We start from the raw sequence: 18039 nt of genomic DNA, 5'->3' as shown, positions 1-18039 counted from the left end.
AGAGAAGTTGAGGCGAACGAACGTGATGGATTGAGGAACGAGGATTCCTCGGGCAGGTTCGAGCATAACCCATTCGGCGGTGAGTTCAACAGCAAATACTCATCATTGTTCGGTCGTGAGGCGGGCGGGGCGAAAATAACGTCGCCGACCGAGTGCCCCCTGGCGACCACCCGGCGGGCGTGGTACGATTCGATTTTCTGATATTTGTTTCGTCGGAGGCCCTTCCATGCTTCGCCCCTTGTTGACGTGTTGGATCGTTGCAATTCTCGCCCTCCCGGCCACCGCCCAACAGGCACTCCCGCCCGACCAACTGAAGAAAATCAAGGCCGCGACGGTGTTCGTCAAGGTGTCGCTCGGCGACCTGGCCGGGTCGGGGTCCGGGTTCGTCGTGCAGGCGACCAAGGATTACGGCCTGATCGTCACGAACTACCACGTCATTGAACCGCCGACCCCCAGACAAGGGCGGATGCCGCCGGGGTTCGGTCGCGGCGGTGGCGGCGTAGCGGGCGGGAAGCCGGTGATCGAGGTCGTCTTCAACAGCGGGGCGGCCACCACCGAGTGGACCGTTAAGGGCGAGGTCGTTTACGAGAACAAGGCCGACGACATCGCCCTGCTCAAAGTGAAGGCGCTCAAGTCCATCCCGGAGCCGTTGTCCCTCACCGGGGCCGACCGCCTGCCCGAGACGAGCACCGTGTACGTCTGCGGCTTCCCATTCGGCGAAGCCTTGGCGGCCGGCGACCGGAACCCGGAAATCTCCATCGGCACGGCCACCGTGTCGAGCAACCGGACCGACGCAACCGGCGAGGTCGTCAGCGTGCAACTCAACGGCGCGCTGAACCCCGGCAACAGCGGCGGGCCGGTCGTCTCGCCCGAGGGCAAACTCGTCGGCGTGGCGGTCAAGACCGTCGTCGGCGCGGGCATCGGGTTCGCCGTGCCGCCCGCAATGGTCCGCAAGGCCGTGGACGACATCCACTTCGCCCTGCCGACCATCTCGTGGATCGAAGGGAACCCGAAGCAGGTGCGGCTCGACTACAAGGCGGTGGACAACGGTGTGCGGTACGAGAACCTGACGGCGTGGGTCGCGCCGTCGCCGAACGCCTTCGGCACGGCCGGCGATGTGTCCAAGATGCCCGGCGCGCAGAACTACCCCGCCACGGTCGCGCCGGACGCGGCGTTCGCGGTGGTGTTCCCGGTGCCGGCCGGGTCGCACTTCTGGCTTCAATTCACCTGGACGAACGCCGACGGCAAGACGAGCCGCAGCAAGGCCCAGCGGATGGCCGGCGACTCGTCCCGCGTGGCGACCGGCGACGACCCCCGGCCCGGCGGCGGAGTTCCCCGCACCGGCGGGCGCGAAGGCCCGGACCCGCGGGCCCCGCAGGCGGGCGGCTTCAACACGTATGAGGAGATGCGCCGCTACCGCGAATTCCAGGTGAACGGCACGCCCACGATCGGCCGCAGCTACCAGTACTCGATGATGATTACCAGCGTCAGCGACGAGGGGCCGCGGGCCAACGGCGAAGAGTTGAAGGTGAAGCGGCTGATGGTCACCGACCGCCTCGGCCGCCTGATCCGCGAGGTGAAACTGTACGTGAAGCCGGAGTTCGGCGACCGGATTCAGAAGGCCCTGACGACCGACGGCCGGTCGAAGGTGGCCGCGAAGGTGACGTTCATGCCGGTGCGGTTCGAGCGGTACACGACCGAAGCGGCAGTGACGGCCGTGACGTTCTTCGACGAGTCCTACGAGCGGCCGGGTTGGTCCGAGAAGAGCGACCCGGCCGACCTCGGCGTGAAGGTCGAGCCGCGGGCGGAACCGATCGTCGCCGACCCGCCGGCCGCGCGACCGAACGTCGAACCGCGGCCCGACACACCAGCCCCCGCGCCGGCCGCGGCCGTGCCGAACCGGAACGCGAACCCGAATCCGATCGAGAATGCCGCCCGCCCCGCGCCGAATCCGAACGACCTGCTGGCCGTTGCCCCCGCGCCGGCCGAAGGGGGCTCGAACATCGGATTAATCGCGGGCTTCGTCGTCGGGGTGCTGGTCGTGTTGGGCCTGGTCGGCTGGGGCATCACCGGCTTCCGAATGCCGGGCGGCGGCAAGAAAAGCACGAGTTCGAAGGGCAAGAGTAAGGGGCCAACCCGCCGGACGCCGGTGGCCCGCCGTGCTGCCGATGATGATGACGAGCGGCCCTCGAAGCGGAGCCGCCGGGATGCCGACGATGAGGACCGCCCCTCGCGTCGGAGCAGCCGACGGGACAATGACGACGACCAGCCCCGGAGCCGCAAAAGAGATGACGATGATGACGACCGACCGCGTGCCCGGCGGCGGTCGCGGGACGACGATTGAGTGCCCTTCCGGTCCGTCTCTGTCAGGCCGGGAAGGACTACTTCGCGGCGTCGACCCGCGTCACCGTCACGACGCCGTAGCGGAGTTCCGCCGGGTAGCTGACGGTGCCGAAGAGATCGACCTTCTTCTTCAGGTACTTCTCAAGGTCGATGCCGTTGGCCCCGGTGACGGCGTAGTAGAGCAGATTGCCGCGGCTGTCTTCGAGCGCGTAGTACTGCTTGTCCTTTGCCCGCACCGACGCGAGACGGAGGGTGCCGGCCCCGGTCCAGGTCGGCTTCGCCGCGCCGGCCTCCTCACGCTTCATCCAGGGATCGTCCTTCTTCGGCTCGACCTTCGGCGAATCCCCCTTCGGGGCGGTCCAGTTGTTGTCCTTCAACCCCTGGGCTTCGCGGTTCCGCTCGCGGATGGCGTGGATACGGGTGTAGCAGAGGTTCGCCAGGTCGGTGTCGCCGCCACTGCCGTTCATCTCACGGGCCAGTTGGAAGTACAGCTTCACGGCCTTGTCGTAGTCCTTCCCCTGTTCGGCCGTCTCGGCCTCGCTCCAGGTCGCGTTCGTGTTCGGCCAACCGGCCGGCTTGTTCGGGTACGCCGACGCCTTCGCCGGAATCGCGGCCGTGAGATTCTCAGACGACGCCGCGGCCGGCATCACGCCCTTCGGTGACTTCACCACCACGTTCTCGGCCGCCGGGCTGCCGAGTTGCACCATCGCCTTTGGGATGTACCGGAAGTCGTCCTTCAGCGGTTGAATCGGGTACCACATGCTCTGGTCTTCGTCGCTCTTCACGCCGGCCGCCAGCACGCGGACGATGGTGCCGTCGGGCACGGCCGTCTTGCGGGTGTCGAGCGGCTTGTTCACGCCGGCCTTGCCGACGGCGATCTTCACCTCGCCATCGGAGTTCACAACCGCGTTCTGCGGGAAGCCCTTGTCCTTGCTGACGGCCACGAACTTGTGGTTGATCCAGCTAATCGTGCCCGGCGGCGGTTGAATCGCGAGCCAGTCGTCGCCTTCCGCGTGGTGGACTATCACGTCAAGACCGCGGAAGAGTTGCCCGGCGTCCGGGGCGTCGGCTTTCGGGGCGGCCCGCAGGGTGACTTCCGCGACCGTGACGGTGCCGAGTTGCTGGGACGCAGTCTGGGCGAACCCGTCCGAGGCCAGCCCGAAGACGGCGAACGCGGACAGGAAACCCCGACGGATAACTGGGCGCATAACCGCCTCCGACGTGGCAGGAGTATTTTGCAGGAACCCCGGTCATAACGCGGGCCGGGATCGTGTCAAGGCGAAGCGACTGCCACCGATTCTTCCCACTTGCTGCTTGACAGCCACCCCCGCCCTCGGCATAACGCGCAGTCTCAGTTTCCGAGGGGGTCTCTAGACATGATCCGCATTCTGTTCGGTCTCGCCGGCGTCCTGGTGACGACGGGCTTCGCGTCGGCGCAGTCGGTCCTCTCGCCGTTCGCCACCACGGGCGTGCCGGTGGGGAAGCCGGTGTTCACGGCCGTCGGCGCGAATCAACCGGCCGTCGGTACGAAGGTCGGCCAAGCCATCGGGTACGTCGGGCCGGACGGAAACCCGATCACGACGCAACGCCCGCCGGGGCAGGTAGTGGATTTGACGAACCTCGCCGCCCCGATCAGCGCGCCGCTCGCCCCGGGTCTGACGGACAATCAGCCGAAGTCGATGTTCGAGCAGATTTACGACAAGTGGCGGGCCGCCATCGGCCTGACCAAGCCGGCCACGGTCGCGGCCAACTACACGCCCGGCCTAAGCCGCCGCAACCGCGAACGACGGGCGATGGCCTGGATTCGCGACTGACACTGGTGACGAATTGCCGAGGGGTCGGGAGTCGTTTCACGGCGAAACGACTCCCGACCCCTCGCTTCATTTCACACGGCCGACTTCAGACCGGCTGGTTCTCGCGGAAGCGGTACTGCACGCCGGGCGGTTGCGGCGGTTCGATCCAGTGCTTGATCTTGATCGTCTCGTTGCCGATCGGGAACATCCGGTCGTCGATCTGCGTCACCGGCACGATGCCGACGTTGCTGTTCGTGACGAAGATCTCTTGCGCGTCCTTCAACTCGGCCACCGGAATCGCCCGCTCCGTGATTGGCTGCGGTGAGTGGCTGATGAGCACCTGCCGCACCGTACCCGGAAGTAGCCCCCCGTTCGCCTTCGGCGTCGCCCACCCGGTGGCGAACCGCAGGAAGATGTTCGCGTGCGAGGCTTCCAACAGGTTGTCGTCCTCGTCCAGTAGCAGGGCCGTATCGAAGCCGTGGCGGTGAGCGGTTTGGCCAATTTGCAACCGCGTGGCGTACTGGAACGTCTTCAACGTCAGGTACGCCTGGCCCTTGTGGACCGGGCTACGGCAGGTTTGCAGTTTCAGCGATTCCAATGGGGCCGGTTGCACGGCTGCGCTCATCCACACCATCCCCGGCTTCCCCGGTCGGCCCGCCGTCGCGTTCAGGCGGATGACCACATCTTGGTTCGTCAGCGATCGCACGTACTCGTGAACCTGCTTGTCGGTCGGCAGTCGTTCTGCGGGCAGGTCGATGCCGAGGAGGGCGGCCGTTTGCCGCATCCGGTCGATGTGCAACGGCCACAGCCACGGCACGCCGTTGACGGTCTTGGTCGACTCCCACACGCCGCGGCCGAACAGCAGACCGGCGTCCGACGGGTCGATGTGAAACTGCTCGATCGGCACCACCTTGCCGTCCACCCAGAGCAGGTGCAGGATGCGCACGAACTCGTTCACGACGGCCGGCGGAATCTCGGGCGGAATGTTCAGCCCGCGGTCCTTCAGCACAGCCGCCGGGTCGCGGAGGAGTTGCTCCTTCAACTGCGGGCTGGCCCAGGCAAATTCGTCCGGCGTACTCATGCGGTCCTCGCGGTGGTGGTTCCTACGGTCAGCAATTACGGCACCGGCGTTGCCGCGGGTTGCGGTTCGACGGTGGCGGTCTTCTTCTCCGGCGACGGGGCGAACATCGCTTGCACCAACAGCACGCACGCCCCGACCACGAGGCAGCAGTCCGCCACGTTGAAGACCGGCCACTCCTGACCCTGGTACTGCTTATAGAAGTGCAGGAAGTCGCGGACGCCGCCGAAGACGACGCGGTCGTAGAAGTTGCCGAGCGTGCCGGCGCAAACCAAGCCGAGGGCCGTGCAGAGCCAGCGGTCGTGTCGGGCTTGCCCGCGGCTGACCCAGATGCCGATGGCAACGGCCGCGACAACGCAGACGACGGCGAACACGCCGTTGGACAGCCCCTTGTGCTGCTGGCCGATGCCGAAGAGCGCGCCGTGGTTGACCCGTGGCATCACCGGGGCGCTCCAGGTTTGCAACGACTTCTGAAGACCCGATTCGGCCGTCGGTGTGGCGGGATCGAACTCGGCGGTGAACTTGAACCAACCGGGGATCACGTCGTACTCGCCGTGAACGACCTGGCCGTCGAAGGCGTAAGTGCGGAACGCGCCTTGATCGACTGCCTGTCCGCCGTTGTGGAGCCAGTGGAACATGCCGTACTTCGTGCCCAGGTCGGCCGCCAGGCCGATCACGGCGAGCGAGACGAAGAGCCAACGATAAGACCGAGTCGCCGGTTGCATCCGCTTGTCCTCACCCGAACGGACCGCCGTGGCCCATCCATTCGCTATATCTTTCCACCCGCATCGTAACAACCCCGACCGGATGCACCAACCGCACGGGTGGCGTAATCTCGGCAAGATCTGCGCGATTCAAGGGTTCACGCAGGTTCGGCGGTCGCCCATCGGCCGCAACCCGTAACCTTTCCCCGATCGGCCCGGCTGAACTTGACCGCGTTCGCCTTCGTCGGAATGATTCACGATCGACGTTTCGTCACCGAGGCCGACCCATGCGGGCGTGTTGGACACTCCTGGTCGTCGGAGTTTTAACGACGCAGACCGGCTGCCGGCTCTTCGAGCGATGGCAGAAGGACCGCCCGTCCGCCGAGCCAACTTCCCGCACCAAGGACAAGGATCGGGACCGGAATCTTGCCCCCGACCGTAAGGGCGATTCGCCTTACGAACTGCCGACCGACCGGCCGAAGCGCGAACCCGGCAGTTTCCTCGACCCGCCGACGGTTCCCTCGTCGAACGTCCGGGTGCCAGCGGCCGGGACGTGGGCGGGGCCGACCAGCAAGAACTTCGACCTCCGCAACGCGGCCCAACGGCTCATCTCCGGGACCGTCGAAACGCAGGACGGGCAACTCGTCGAGGGGGCGTTCGTCGCGCTGGAAAACGCCGACCCGACGAAGAACACGCCGGGGGCGCAAATCGGCGTGCAGACCGACCGCAGCGGCCTGTTCCTGATTCAAGGGCTGAAACCCGGGGACACGTACATCCTGACCGCGAGCGTCCGCAACCAGATCGGCAAGCAGTACGTGACGGTGCCGAACCAGCAGGTGAAAATCCAACTCCGCGACGACTTCGCAGTCACGCCGCTGACAACGACGCCCGGCGGCGGTGGTAACGATTTGCCGGGCGCGGCGACGGCGTCTCCATCGATCCCGCCTCCGGGCGGTAGCGTGACGGCGCCACCATTGTTCGACACGCCGCGTGGCGGCGGTAACGGTGAGACGCTGCCCTACCCGAGCAACAACGACGGCAGTTTTTCGCCCGTGCCCCCAGCTCCGCCGGTGCGGCCGGAGCTTGTCGCCCCCGGGCCGCCCACCAACAACCGTCTGCCGCCCGTCGCAATCCCCGGGCCATCCGTTGCCCCGCCGTTGCTTCCGTCGCCCGGTTCAACGTCGCGTTCCATTGACCGAGACTTCGAGATCAAACTGCTCGATGAGGATGGAAAGGTTCGCTCGTTCCCGAGTGGCCGTGAGGGGGATTTGTTGCTCCTCGACTTCGCCTCGACGAACTGCATCCACTGCACGAAGGCGATCCCGACGCTGACGAAACTGCACGACGCTTACCGCGATCAGGCCCTCCAAGTCGTGACGGTCCTCTGCGACACCGGCACCACCCGTCAGCGGTTGGAGGCAGCCGAGAAGTATCGCAAGAACCACCGCTTCCCCTATGAGTTACAGATCGAAGCGACGGCGGGGACGGTTCAAGATGCCTTCAGCGTGAAGGCGTACCCCACGCTCGTACTGATCGACGGGACCGGCCGCCGACTTTGGAGCGGCCATCCGAAGCAGGTCGATCAACTCGAACGCGCGATCCGCGAGTTTGTAGACGCGCGGGCGGCAAAGTAGACAAGCCCGCAGCGCAAGCAAGGGCGGGACGTCCTGCTTTGCGCTGCGGGCTTGTGGATGACCTGCTCCTGCCAGATTCGCTGCCGACTGTCATTTCGGCGGACCACTTCTTCGCCTGCCACCAGCCACAACCATCGACGATTTAGCACCTTACACCATCTTCACCATCGCGGCATCCGGTTTGCTTATCCCCGCTCACGCGATACTCTTGACCCTCCAACGGAGTTTACCCGGATGGCCGCTAAGCAGCTCGCCTTTGCCGATGATGCCCGTCAGAAACTGCTCGCCGGTGCGAGCAAACTCGCCCGTGCGGTGCGATCCACGCTCGGGCCACGCGGCCGGAACGCCGTCCTCGACAAGGGCTGGGGTGCGCCGAACGTCACCAAGGACGGCGTGACCGTCGCTGAAGACATCGAACTGCAAGACCCGTTCGAGAACATGGGCGCGCAACTCGTCAAGGAAGCCGCCAGCAAGACCAGCGATGTGGCCGGCGACGGCACCACCACTGCGACCGTGTTGGCCGAGTTTATCTTCCGCGAAGGGCTGAAGGCGATCGCCGGCGGGCACGACCCGATGGCCGTCGTCCGCGGCATTCAAGCCGGTGTCGAGAAGGTCGTCGATGAACTCGGCAAGATCGCCGAGAAGATTGACCCGAAGGACACGAAGGAAATCACCGAAGTCGCCACCATCTCCGCGAACAACAACAAGGAGATCGGCAAGAAGCTGGCCGAGGCGATGAAACTCGTCGGGGCCAACGGCGTCATCACCATCGAAGAAGGCAAGACCAACGACACGGAACTGGACGTCGTCCAAGGCATGCAGTTCGACCGCGGCTTCCTGTCGCCGCACTTCGTCAACAATCAAGACAGCGTGACCTGCGAGTTCGACAACCCGTACATCCTGATCTTCGAAGAGAAGGTGTCCGCGGTCAAAGATCTGATCCCGCTGCTGGAGAAGGTTAGCCAGGCGAAAGCTCCGCTCGTCATCATCGCCGAAGACATCGAAGGCGAAGCCCTGGCGACGCTCGTGCTGAATAAGCTCAAGGGCGTGCTGCAAGTGTGTGCGGTGAAGGCCCCCGGGTACGGCGACCGCCGCAAGGCCATGCTCGAAGACATCGCCATCCTGACCAACGGCAAGGCGATCTTCAAGGACCTCGGCATCCAACTCGAAAACGTCCAGATCACCGACCTGGGCCGGGCCAAGAAGGTCAAGATCGACGCCGAAAACACGACCATCACGGAAGGTTCGGGCAAGAAGGCCGCCGTTGAAGGTCGCTGCAACGTCATCCGCGCCGAGATCGAGAAGACCGACAGCGAGTACGACCGCGAGAAGCTGCAAGAACGCCTGGCGAAGCTGGCCGGCGGCGTGGCCCAGGTGAAGGTCGGGGCCGCGACGGAAACCGAAATGAAGGAACGCAAGGCCCTCTACGAAGACGCGCACGCGGCCACCGCGGCGGCCATCGAAGAAGGCATCGTCCCCGGCGGCGGCGTGGCCCTCTTGAATGCCCGCAAGGTTCTGGAACGCGGCTCGAAGGCCGAAGGCGACGAGGCGGCCGGCCTGAAAGTGCTGATTCGCGCCCTCGAAATGCCCTGCCGCTTGATCGCCGAGAACGCGGGCAAGGACGGCACGGTCATCGTCAGCCACATCTTGAAGGGCAAGGACAAGAACTACGGCTACAACGCCGACACCGACACCTTCGAAGACCTCCGCAAAGCCGGCGTCATCGACCCGGTGAAGGTCACCCGCTCGGCCCTGCAAAACGGGGCAAGCGTGGCCTGCCTGCTGCTGACCAGCGAAGGCGTCATCGCCGACATCCCGGAACCGAAGGGTGCGGGCGGCGATCACCACCACGACCATGACCACGGCGGCGGCATGGGAGGGATGGGTGGCATGGGCGGGATGGGTGGCATGGGGATGGGTGGCATGGGCGGGATGATGTAAGCCAACGACCCCACCTGTCGAAACGACGGGTGGGCTTTTCGTCTCAGACAATTCATCACACCACTGATAAGCGGAGTTTCACCAATGGCGAAGGGCGAAAAGGCTGCCGTGCTGCGGCCGCTCGATGACCGGATCGTGGTCGAGCCGCAAGAAGCGGAACAGAAGACGGCCGGCGGGATTCTGCTGCCGGACAACGCGCAACAGAAGCCGCAATCGGGCAAGGTCATCGCGGCCGGCCCCGGCAAGCTCAGCGAGAACGGCCAACGGCTCGCGATGAGCGTGAAGGTCGGCGACACCGTCCTCTACGGCAAGTACAGCGGCAGCGACGTGGAAGTCGCCGGCAAGGAAATCAAAATCCTCCGCGAGAGCGAACTGCTCGCGAAAGTCACGAAGTAAACATCACCCAATACATACAAAACAAGACTTAACCATAGAGAACACCGAGATCACAGAGTTGAAGATTTAGTTTTTATCCTCTGTGATCTCGGTGTTCTCTGTGGTTAAGAATCTGGAGAACCTACCTCATGGCGAAGCAACTGCTCTACACCGACGACGCCCGCAAGAAGCTCCTGGCCGGGGCCGAGAAGCTCGCGAAGGCCGTCGGCGTCACGCTCGGGCCAACCGGCCGGAACGTCATCCTCGACAAGTCCTTCGGCGGCCCGACCGTCACCAAGGACGGCGTCTCGGTTTCCAAGGAAATCGAACTGCCCGACCCGTTCGAGAACATGGGCGCGAAGCTCGTCAACGCCGTCGCCCAGAAGGCGAACGACGTGGCCGGCGACGGCACCACGACGGCCACCGTACTGGCCCTCGCGATCTATCAAGAAGGCCTCCGCACCATCGGCGTCGGGGCCAACCCGATGGCCGTCAAGCGCGGCATCGACAAGGCCGTCGCCAAGGCGGTTGAAGTTCTCGAAGGCACGCTCGTCAAGAAGCTGACGAAGCCGGAAGAACTCGAACAAGTCGCCACGATCTCGGCGAACAACAACCCGCACGTCGGCAAGATGATGGCCGAGGCGATGAACAAGGTCGGCCAAGACGGCGTCATCACGATCGAAGAAGGCAAGACGAGCGAAACGCAGATCGAGTACCTCGAAGGGATGCAGTTCGATAAGGGGTACATCAGCCCGTACTTCGCGGCCGGCAACGCCGACCTGAAGTGGGAGGCCGAAAGCCCGCTGATCCTCATTTACGAGAAGAAGCTGTCGAACGTCCGCGAGTTCCTGCCGCTGCTCGAAAAGGCCGCGCAGGCTCAGAAGCCGCTGCTCATCATCGCGGAAGACGTTGAGAGCGAAGCCCTGGCGATGCTCGTCGTCAACAAGCTCCGCGGCTTGATCGACGTGTGCGCCGTGAAGGCCCCCGGTTTCGGCGACCGCCGCAAGGCCATGCTCGCCGACATCGCCGTCCTCACCGGCGGTGAGTTCATCAGCGAAGACCTCGGCCTGAAGCTCGAAAGCATCGAGTTGGAACAACTCGGCACGGCCAACAGCGTCGTTGTCGAGAAGGAAAACTGCACGATCATCGTCGATCCGGACGCCGACCGCGAGAAGGCCATCCTCGCCCGGGTGGAAACGATCCGCACGCAGATGGACCAGACGACCAGCAGCTACGACAAGGAAAAGTTCAGCGAACGGCTCGCGAAGCTCGTCGGCGGCGTGGCGATCATCCGCGTCGGGGCGGCGACGGAAGCCGAGATGAAGCAACAGAAGGACCTCGTGGAAGACGCCCTGCACGCGACCCGGTACGCGGTCGCCGAAGGCATCGTCCCCGGCGGCGGCGTGGCCCTGCTTCGCTGCGTGCCGGAAGTCCAGAAGGTGGCCGACAAGCTCAAGGGCGACGAAAAGGCCGGGGCCGAGATCGTGGCCCGCGCGCTGACGAAGCCGGTCCGCATCATCGCCGAGAACTGCGGCGTGGACGCGGCCGTGATCGCCGACGAGGTGTCGAGCCGCGGCGAGAAGTCGCAGAACATCGGCTACAACGCCAACACCGGCGAGTACGTCGACATGTTCAAGGCCGGCATCATCGACCCGCTGGTCGTGACCCGCTCGGCCCTGACGAACGCCGCGAGCATCGCCGGCCTGATGCTGACGACGGAAGTCGTCATCACCAAGATCGACGACGACGACAAGGCGTCGAAGGTCGCAGGGGCGGTGGCGTAAGTCAGAGGTCAGAAGTTAGAGGTCAGGGGTCGGAGCAGAGCTGGTGGCAGCTTTTCTCTGGCCCCTGTCCTTTGAAGAGTGGAGGGGTGTAGGACGTCTCGATCCGATAAACTAGAAGCATTCATCGGAGCAGACAATGCCTACCCCAATGCCGGTCCAGAGCGTTTCGCCCGGTCGCACGATCGCGTATTACAGCGGTGTGACACTCTTCGGACTCGGAATGCTGCTTTGCCTGTTAGCCTTTTTGCAGTCGGCCTTCGCCACTAAGCTGCCGGATGTACGTACTACGAAGGCTCATGAAGGTGCCGACTCGACCGAGCAGACCGCCGAACTTACGAGACAGTCCGACGCCTTGATTGGGGCGGTCAAACGGCGACTAGCTGAACGCGAAACGGCTGCAACATTGGGCTTCTGGGGTGTAAATGCGGCTTTTGTCGGTGCCATCCTCTCGCAGATCGGACGCGGCAGACGAAACTTTCGCGAACAAGCGATAGTCAAGATGCGATGTCAAGGGTGTTCAGCCCTCAATGACGAGGCCGCGAAGTACTGTGGCCAATGCGGCCAAGCCGTTTAATCGAGGGCGTGTAGCCGCTAGAATGGGCAGATTGTTTCCGGGACGACAGCCCCAGTTGCAGACGGACGGCCGCCGGCCGAGAGCGTTCACATATGGTTAAGCGCGACTACTACGAAGTCCTGAGCGTCACGCGGACGGCCAACGGCGACGAGATCAAGAAGTCGTTCCGCAAGTTGGCGATGCAGTACCACCCGGACCGCAACGGCGGCGATGCCGACGCGACGGAGAAGTTCAAGGAGGCCCAGGAAGCCTTCGAAGTGCTGTCCGACGCCGACAAGCGGAGCATCTACGACCGCCACGGCCACGACGGGCTGAACGCCCAAGGCGGCGGGTTCGGCGGCGGCGTGGACCTCTCGGAGATGTTCGGCGACCTGTTCGGCAGCTTCTTCGGCGGGGGCGGTGGTGGCGGCCGGCGGCAGCGACAAGGCCCGCAACCGGGCAACGACATTCAAGTGGTCGTGGACATCGACCTGAAGGAAGCCGTCCTCGGCACGAAACGAACCATCACCCTCCAGACTGAGGACGTGTGCGGCACCTGTAACGGTAGCGGGGCGAAGCCGGGCACGCAACCGACGCCGTGCCGGCGGTGCGGCGGCCAGGGCGTGACGATCCAACGACAGGGCATCTTCCAGGTGCAGGCCGCGTGTACCGCCTGCGGCGGCCGGGGCATGATTAACCCCGACCCGTGTTCGGGGTGCCGCGGCAACGGCCGCGTCGCGAGCCGGAAGACGGAAGAAATTGATATCCCGCCCGGCGTCGATTCGGGCAACCGCATCCGCCACGGCGGCAAGGGCGACGCCGGCAGCGCCGGTGCCCCGCGGGGCGACCTGGAAGTCGTCGTCCGCGTGAAGGAACACCGCTTCTTCCAGCGCGACGGGCACAACCTGATTTGCCAGTGGCCGGTGACGTTTAGCCAGGCCGCGCTCGGCGGGCCGATCGAAATTACCACCCTCACCGGCGACAAAGTCCGGCACGAACTACCGCGCGGATTGCAGACGCACGAAGTCCTCCGCATCCTCGGCCACGGCGTGCCGCACGTCCGCAGCCCGAAGAAGCGAGGCGACCTGCTGATTCAGGTGGTGGTGGACACGCCGCAGACGATCACGCCCGAGATGGAGCAACTCTTCCGGCAACTCGCCGTGATGGAGAAAGCCCAGGTCGCCAGCCCCGGGAAGAAGAGTTTCTTCAGCAAGTTGAAGGATTGGATTTCCCCCGACGAGAAGAAATAGAACCATCAACCACAGAGGACACAGAGAGCACAGAGGAATAACCGAAGAGTGGTCAAAAGGCAGAGAAATAACTCTTTTGTCTTCCTCTGTGCTCTCTGTGTCCTCTGTGGTTAATCGGTTTTGGAGACGAATACCCCACCATGACCACACCGAACGACCTCCCCGACGACCCGCTGCCCTACGAAGACGTGCCACTGGTTGACGTGGCCGGCTTGCAGGCCGACCTCGACAAGGCCCAGCGGCAGATCGCGGACTATAAGTCGCTGATCGCCGACTTCGACAACTCGAAGAAGCGGCTGTACCAGGACGCCGAGCGGCAGCGGAAGTACGCCCACGAAGGGCTGGCAAAAGACTCCCTCGCCGTGATCGACAACCTCGACCGGGCGATGGCCGAGGCGAAGAAGGTCGGCGAGGAAGGCCCGCTCGCGAAGGGCGTGCAGGCGACGGTCAGCCTGTTCTTCGACGTGCTCAAGCGGCACGGCGTGAACCGCATCGCCGTCGAACCGGGTTCGCCGTTCGACCCGAACTTGCACCAAGCCGTCATGCAGCAGCCGTCCGCCGACGTGCCGCCGGGAGCGGTGGTGCAGGTGTTACAACACGGCTTCACGCTGCACGACCGCGTGCTGCGGCCAGCGAGTGTCATCGTCGCGGCGGAGGGCTAACCGGTGCCGACTTACGACTACCAGTGCGACGCCTGCGGCCACACCTTCGAAGAGTGGCAGTCGTTCAAGGACGACGAACTGACGAAGTGCCCGAAGTGTAAGAAGAAGAAACTCCGCCGCCTCCTCAGCGGCGGGGCGGCGTTAATCTTCAAGGGGTCCGGCTTCTACGAGACGGACTACCGCAAGGACAGCTACAAGGACGCCGAGAAGAAGGACGCCGAAGCCGCGAAGCCGGTGGAGGCGAAGGCCGAGACGCCCGCCGCGGGCGAGGCGAAGGCCGAAGCCAAGACTGAGGCGAAGCCAAAGGTGGAAGCGAAGCCGGAGCCGAAGGCCGGGGCGAAGCCAAAGGTGGAAGCGAAGCCGGAGCCGAAGGCCGAGGCGAAGCCGAAGAAGAAGTCGAAGTAAGTCATGGCGAGCGGCCCGGCGTGAGCGGGCCGTGTCTGTCCCACGCAGACACGGCCCGCTCACGCCGGGCCGCTCGCCGTTCCCACCTTTGCCGCGCGGCCATACCATGACTGTCACCATCTTCGGAGGCTCTCTCATGCTCCCACGCGCCTTGGCCGTTCTCGCCCTGACCGCATCCCTGCTCCCCGCAGCCGACCCGAAGGCCGAGTGGAAGGCCACCGTTGACAAGGGCGTCGCCTTCCTCAAGGCGGCCCAGAAGCCGGACGGCAGTTGGGGTACGGCCCCGCAGAGCATGGGCGTTACCGGAGTTGTTGTCACCGGCCTCCTTCAGTGCGGCGTTTCCCCCGATGAAGAACCGGCCGCGAAGGGATTGGCGTACATCGAAAGTCTGGTGAACCCGAAGGCCGGGCACATCGCCGGGAACGACCCGAAGACCGGCCTGCAAAACTACGTCACGTCGGTGAACGTGATGGCCCTCGCCGCGGCCAAGCGGGACGCGAAGTACAAGCCGGTCATCGGCGCGGCCGGCGACTTCCTGCGGAAACTCCAGTGGGACGAGGGCGAGAGCAAGACCGAGAAGGACGACTTCTACGGCGGTGCGGGCTACGACAGCAAGAGCCGGCCGGACCTGTCGAACACGCAGTTCTTCCTCGAAGCCCTGAAGGCCGCCGGGGCCGGGCAAGACGACCCGGCGATCAAGAAGGCGATGGTCTTCGTCAGCCGGTGCCAGAACCTGAAGACGGAGTTCAACGACCAGCCGTGGGCCAGCGCGATCAACGACGGCAGCTTCATCTACTCGGCGGCCGGTGGCGGCTCGACCAAGACCAGCGACGACCCGAAGGCTCCCCTCGCCGGCTACGGCAGCATGACCTACGCCGGTATCAAAAGCATGATCTACGCCGGCGTGTCGAAGGATGACCCGCGGTACAAGGCCGCCCTCGGCTGGGTGAAGAAGAATTACACCCTCGACCAGAACCCCGGCATGCCGAAGGCGTTCGCCGACCGGGGGCAATACTACTTCTACGTCACCTTCGCAAAGGCGATGAGCGTGATGGGCGAGGCCACCTTCGAGGACGACAAGGGCGTGAAGCACGACTGGAAGGCCGACCTGATCGCGGCTTTGGCGAAGCGGCAGAAGCCCGACGGGAGTTGGACGAACGAGACGGACCGCTGGATGGAAGGCGACCCCAACCTCGTCACCGGCTACGCGCTGCTCGCGTTGAGCCAGGCAAAGTAATTCTTGGAACCCAGAGCGGAAGCGACGGGGTGCGGAGACGGTCTCCGCACCCCGTCGCTTCCGCTCTGGGTTCCAAAATCAATCGAGTTCATTCATGCGCGTCGTCGAGTTGGAAGTTCGGCACGTCCGCGTGCCGCTGAAGAAGCCGATCAAGCACGCCTCGCACGTCCGCACCGAGACGGACAACGTCGTCGTGCGAATCAAGCTCGGCGACGGCTCGACCGGATACGGCGAAGGCGTGCCGCGGGACTACGTCACCGGCGAGACGATTGACTCGGTGATCGAGTTGCTGCGGAAGAGCGACCTCGGAAAGCAACTCAAGCCCGCCGCCGACTTCGCGGAAGCGGTGAAGATCGCCGAGCAGATTCAACTCGCCCCCGTGCCCGGCGACGACCGCCGCTGTCAGGGCAACGCGGCCCGGTGTGCCGTGGAACTCGCGTACCTCGACGCCTTCGGCCGGGCGTTCGGCGAACCGCTGATTAACGTGACGAAGTTGCTCGCTCCGGAGTTGTACGAGCCGCGCAAAGAGGTCCGGTACAGCGGCATCATCATGGGGGCGAAGGGGCTGAAGGCCCGCATCATGGGCTGGGCGATGTACCTGTACGGCTTCCGGCAGGTGAAGGTGAAGGTCGGCATCGCCGGGCACAACGACGCGAAGCGGCTGAAAATCATCCGCGGGCGCGTCGGGTCGAAGATGGACCTCCGCGTGGACGCCAACGAGGCGTGGTCGCCGGGCGAAGTCGCGGCGAAGATTCGCGAACTGGAGCCCTTCGGCATCAGTAGCGTCGAGCAACCCGTGCGGCACGAAGACGTGGCGGCACTGGCCGACGTGCGGAAGCAGGTGAAGACGCCGATCATGCTCGACGAATCGCTCTGCTCGATGGTGGACGCCGAGCGGGCACTTCAGAACGGCTGGTGCGACCTGTTCAACCTGCGGCTGAGCAAGTGCGGCGGCTTCATCCCGTCGCTGCGGCTCGCCGAGTTCGCGAAGCGGAATGGCCTCGGCTACCAACTCGGCTGTCAGGTCGGCGAGACGGCCATCCTCTCCGGGGCCGGCCGCATGTTCGCCGCGAGCGTGAAGGACATCCGCTTCCTCGAAGGCAGCTACGACAAGCACCTCATCACGAAAAACGTCAGCCTCGAAGAGATCAGTTTCCGCCGCGGCGGCCGCGCACCGATGCTCACCGGCAGCGGCGTCGGCGTGGCCGCCAACCCTGTTCTGCTCGACGCGATCACCGTGCGGAAGGAAATGCTGATCGGGTGAAGGTGTTGGTCCTTTCCGCCCTCCGTTTGGGAACCACCATGACGCCCCAATCCCGCCACCGCGGCTGTCTCCTCGGCCTGGCCGTCGGCGATGCCCTCGGCACCACGCTGGAATTCAAACCGCCGGGCACGTTCACGCCGATCACCGACATGATCGGCGGCGGGCCGTTCCGCCTCCAACCGGGCCAGTGGACCGACGACACGTCGATGGCCCTCTGCCTCGCGGAAAGCCTGATCGCCAAGAACGGCTTCGACCCAATTCACCAACTGGAAACCTACTGCCGGTGGTACCGCGACGGGCACCTCAGTGCCACGGGGCGGTGCTTCGACATCGGCAACGTCACGCGGTCGGCGTTGCACAGCTTCGAAGTCCACCCGACCGAGTACCCCGGTCCGACGGCCGCGGAGTGCGGTGGCAACGGCAGCCTCATGCGGTTAGCCCCGGTGCCGATCCGGTGGAGCCGCGAGCCGGATCGGGCGATCTTCTACGCCGGGCAGTCGTCGCGGACGACCCACGGGGCGGCTGAGTGCGTCGATGCGTGCCGGTACTACGCGGGGCTGACCGTGGCCGCGTTGCACGGGCGGGACAAGGCTGCCGTCCTGGGTAACGACTTCGAACCGGTGCAAGCCGTGCTCCGCGAGACGTTGGCCCCGAAAATTCGCGCGATCGCCGCCGGCTTCTACAAGGGCGCGGAACCGCCCGAGATCAAGGGGTCCGGCTACGTCGTGAAGTCCCTCGAAGCGGCCCTGTGGGCGTTCCACCGAACGGACACGTTCCGCGACGGTGCCCTGCTGGCCGTGAACCTCGGTGACGATGCCGACACGACCGGGGCGGTCTACGGGCAGATCGCAGGGGCGTACTACGGGGAGGACGGCATCCCGGCCGAGTGGCGGGCGAAGCTCGCCCTGCGGGAACGGATAGAAGAATTCGCCGACTCGTTGTTCGCGTCGGACGCGGGATAACCGCCACGGCCGCGGGACCATATCTTAACTGTTTGCTTCCATTCCTCACGGCCC

General features: G+C 64.9%; 16 protein-coding genes. 13 read left to right on the top strand and 3 right to left on the bottom strand.

Annotated features, from left to right (window positions below):
* Positions 1-226 precede the first annotated feature (226 nt).
* Positions 227-2344, top strand: a complete 2118-nt coding sequence (locus PX52LOC_RS14790; RefSeq protein WP_149110835.1) for a S1C family serine protease — start codon at positions 227-229, stop codon at positions 2342-2344.
* Positions 2345-2381: 37 nt separating this feature from the next.
* Here PX52LOC_RS14790 and PX52LOC_RS14785 read toward each other — a convergent pair whose 3' ends face one another.
* Positions 2382-3551: a hypothetical protein gene (locus PX52LOC_RS14785; RefSeq protein ID WP_149110834.1), complete on the bottom strand. Its 1170-nt coding sequence runs from the start codon at positions 3549-3551 to the stop codon at positions 2382-2384.
* Positions 3552-3719: 168 nt separating this feature from the next.
* Between PX52LOC_RS14785 and PX52LOC_RS14780 the strand changes: the two genes are divergently transcribed.
* The gene (locus PX52LOC_RS14780) at positions 3720-4157 is read left to right on the top strand and encodes a hypothetical protein (RefSeq protein WP_149110833.1); all 438 of its coding nucleotides are present in this window, start codon (positions 3720-3722) and stop codon (positions 4155-4157) included.
* 85 nt (positions 4158-4242) lie between these two features.
* Here the strand turns inward: PX52LOC_RS14780 and PX52LOC_RS14775 are convergent, their stop codons facing one another.
* Both PX52LOC_RS14775 and lspA read right to left on the bottom strand, forming a co-directional pair.
* Positions 4243-5217: an aminotransferase class IV gene (locus tag PX52LOC_RS14775; RefSeq protein WP_149110832.1), complete on the bottom strand. Its 975-nt coding sequence runs from the start codon at positions 5215-5217 to the stop codon at positions 4243-4245.
* Positions 5218-5252: 35 nt separating this feature from the next.
* Entirely contained in the window at positions 5253-5939 is a 687-nt protein-coding gene (lspA, locus tag PX52LOC_RS14770) for a signal peptidase II (RefSeq protein ID WP_149110831.1), read from the bottom strand.
* A gap of 266 nt (positions 5940-6205) precedes the next feature.
* Here lspA and PX52LOC_RS14765 point away from each other — a divergent pair, with 266 nt between their 5' ends.
* The 11 genes from PX52LOC_RS14765 (at position 6206) to PX52LOC_RS14715 (ending at position 17985) form a co-directional block, all read left to right on the top strand.
* Positions 6206-7552 carry a thioredoxin-like domain-containing protein gene (locus PX52LOC_RS14765; protein ID WP_149110830.1) on the top strand — a complete coding sequence of 449 codons (1347 nt, stop codon included), beginning with the start codon at positions 6206-6208 and terminating at the stop codon, positions 7550-7552.
* 234 nt (positions 7553-7786) lie between these two features.
* Complete coding sequence (gene groL / locus PX52LOC_RS14760) at positions 7787-9493, top strand: chaperonin GroEL (protein ID WP_149110829.1); 1707 nt, start codon at positions 7787-7789, stop codon at positions 9491-9493.
* An 84-nt stretch (positions 9494-9577) separates the two neighbouring features.
* The gene (gene groES / locus PX52LOC_RS14755; RefSeq protein ID WP_149110828.1) at positions 9578-9889 is read left to right on the top strand and encodes a co-chaperone GroES; all 312 of its coding nucleotides are present in this window, start codon (positions 9578-9580) and stop codon (positions 9887-9889) included.
* A gap of 128 nt (positions 9890-10017) precedes the next feature.
* Positions 10018-11652 (top strand): chaperonin GroEL, encoded by a 1635-nt coding sequence (groL, locus tag PX52LOC_RS14750; protein WP_149110827.1) that lies wholly within the window; start codon positions 10018-10020, stop codon positions 11650-11652.
* A 136-nt stretch (positions 11653-11788) separates the two neighbouring features.
* Positions 11789-12226, top strand: a complete 438-nt coding sequence (locus PX52LOC_RS14745) for a hypothetical protein (RefSeq protein WP_149110826.1) — start codon at positions 11789-11791, stop codon at positions 12224-12226.
* A gap of 92 nt (positions 12227-12318) precedes the next feature.
* Complete coding sequence (gene dnaJ, locus PX52LOC_RS14740) at positions 12319-13455, top strand: molecular chaperone DnaJ (protein WP_149110825.1); 1137 nt, start codon at positions 12319-12321, stop codon at positions 13453-13455.
* Positions 13456-13595: 140 nt separating this feature from the next.
* The gene (locus PX52LOC_RS14735; protein WP_149110824.1) at positions 13596-14117 is read left to right on the top strand and encodes a nucleotide exchange factor GrpE; all 522 of its coding nucleotides are present in this window, start codon (positions 13596-13598) and stop codon (positions 14115-14117) included.
* A 3-nt stretch (positions 14118-14120) separates the two neighbouring features.
* The gene (locus tag PX52LOC_RS14730; protein ID WP_149110823.1) at positions 14121-14522 is read left to right on the top strand and encodes an FmdB family zinc ribbon protein; all 402 of its coding nucleotides are present in this window, start codon (positions 14121-14123) and stop codon (positions 14520-14522) included.
* Positions 14523-14658: 136 nt separating this feature from the next.
* A complete protein-coding gene (locus PX52LOC_RS14725; protein ID WP_149110822.1) occupies positions 14659-15759 on the top strand; it encodes a prenyltransferase/squalene oxidase repeat-containing protein in 1101 nt (366 codons plus the stop codon).
* Positions 15760-15853: 94 nt separating this feature from the next.
* Complete coding sequence (locus PX52LOC_RS14720; RefSeq protein ID WP_149110821.1) at positions 15854-17023, top strand: dipeptide epimerase; 1170 nt, start codon at positions 15854-15856, stop codon at positions 17021-17023.
* 38 nt (positions 17024-17061) lie between these two features.
* Positions 17062-17985 carry an ADP-ribosylglycohydrolase family protein gene (locus PX52LOC_RS14715; RefSeq protein ID WP_149110820.1) on the top strand — a complete coding sequence of 308 codons (924 nt, stop codon included), beginning with the start codon at positions 17062-17064 and terminating at the stop codon, positions 17983-17985.
* Positions 17986-18039: the final 54 nt, after the last annotated feature.

It is taken from the genome of Limnoglobus roseus (assembly GCF_008254045.1).
GTDB classification, from domain to species: domain Bacteria; phylum Planctomycetota; class Planctomycetia; order Gemmatales; family Gemmataceae; genus Limnoglobus; species Limnoglobus roseus.
The sequence above is the reverse complement of the archived record's forward strand: the minus strand, read 5'-3'. Positions and strand labels throughout refer to the sequence as shown.

What these genes read in the sequence shown, in the direction of transcription:
- PX52LOC_RS14720 (WP_149110821.1), top strand. Translation starts at nt 15,854, where the DNA reads ATGCGCGTCGTCGAGTTGGAAGTTCGGCACGTCCGCGTGCCGCTGAAG.
- PX52LOC_RS14775 (WP_149110832.1), bottom strand. Translation starts at nt 5,217, where the DNA reads ATGAGTACGCCGGACGAATTTGCCTGGGCCAGCCCGCAGTTGAAGGAG.
- PX52LOC_RS14765 (WP_149110830.1), top strand. Translation starts at nt 6,206, where the DNA reads ATGCGGGCGTGTTGGACACTCCTGGTCGTCGGAGTTTTAACGACGCAG.
- PX52LOC_RS14790 (WP_149110835.1), top strand. Translation starts at nt 227, where the DNA reads ATGCTTCGCCCCTTGTTGACGTGTTGGATCGTTGCAATTCTCGCCCTC.
- lspA (WP_149110831.1), bottom strand. Translation starts at nt 5,939, where the DNA reads ATGCAACCGGCGACTCGGTCTTATCGTTGGCTCTTCGTCTCGCTCGCC.
- PX52LOC_RS14785 (WP_149110834.1), bottom strand. Translation starts at nt 3,551, where the DNA reads ATGCGCCCAGTTATCCGTCGGGGTTTCCTGTCCGCGTTCGCCGTCTTC.
- PX52LOC_RS14725 (WP_149110822.1), top strand. Translation starts at nt 14,659, where the DNA reads ATGCTCCCACGCGCCTTGGCCGTTCTCGCCCTGACCGCATCCCTGCTC.
- PX52LOC_RS14745 (WP_149110826.1), top strand. Translation starts at nt 11,789, where the DNA reads ATGCCTACCCCAATGCCGGTCCAGAGCGTTTCGCCCGGTCGCACGATC.
- PX52LOC_RS14715 (WP_149110820.1), top strand. Translation starts at nt 17,062, where the DNA reads ATGACGCCCCAATCCCGCCACCGCGGCTGTCTCCTCGGCCTGGCCGTC.
- PX52LOC_RS14735 (WP_149110824.1), top strand. Translation starts at nt 13,596, where the DNA reads ATGACCACACCGAACGACCTCCCCGACGACCCGCTGCCCTACGAAGAC.
- groES (WP_149110828.1), top strand. Translation starts at nt 9,578, where the DNA reads ATGGCGAAGGGCGAAAAGGCTGCCGTGCTGCGGCCGCTCGATGACCGG.
- PX52LOC_RS14780 (WP_149110833.1), top strand. Translation starts at nt 3,720, where the DNA reads ATGATCCGCATTCTGTTCGGTCTCGCCGGCGTCCTGGTGACGACGGGC.
- groL (WP_149110827.1), top strand. Translation starts at nt 10,018, where the DNA reads ATGGCGAAGCAACTGCTCTACACCGACGACGCCCGCAAGAAGCTCCTG.
- dnaJ (WP_149110825.1), top strand. Translation starts at nt 12,319, where the DNA reads ATGGTTAAGCGCGACTACTACGAAGTCCTGAGCGTCACGCGGACGGCC.
- groL (WP_149110829.1), top strand. Translation starts at nt 7,787, where the DNA reads ATGGCCGCTAAGCAGCTCGCCTTTGCCGATGATGCCCGTCAGAAACTG.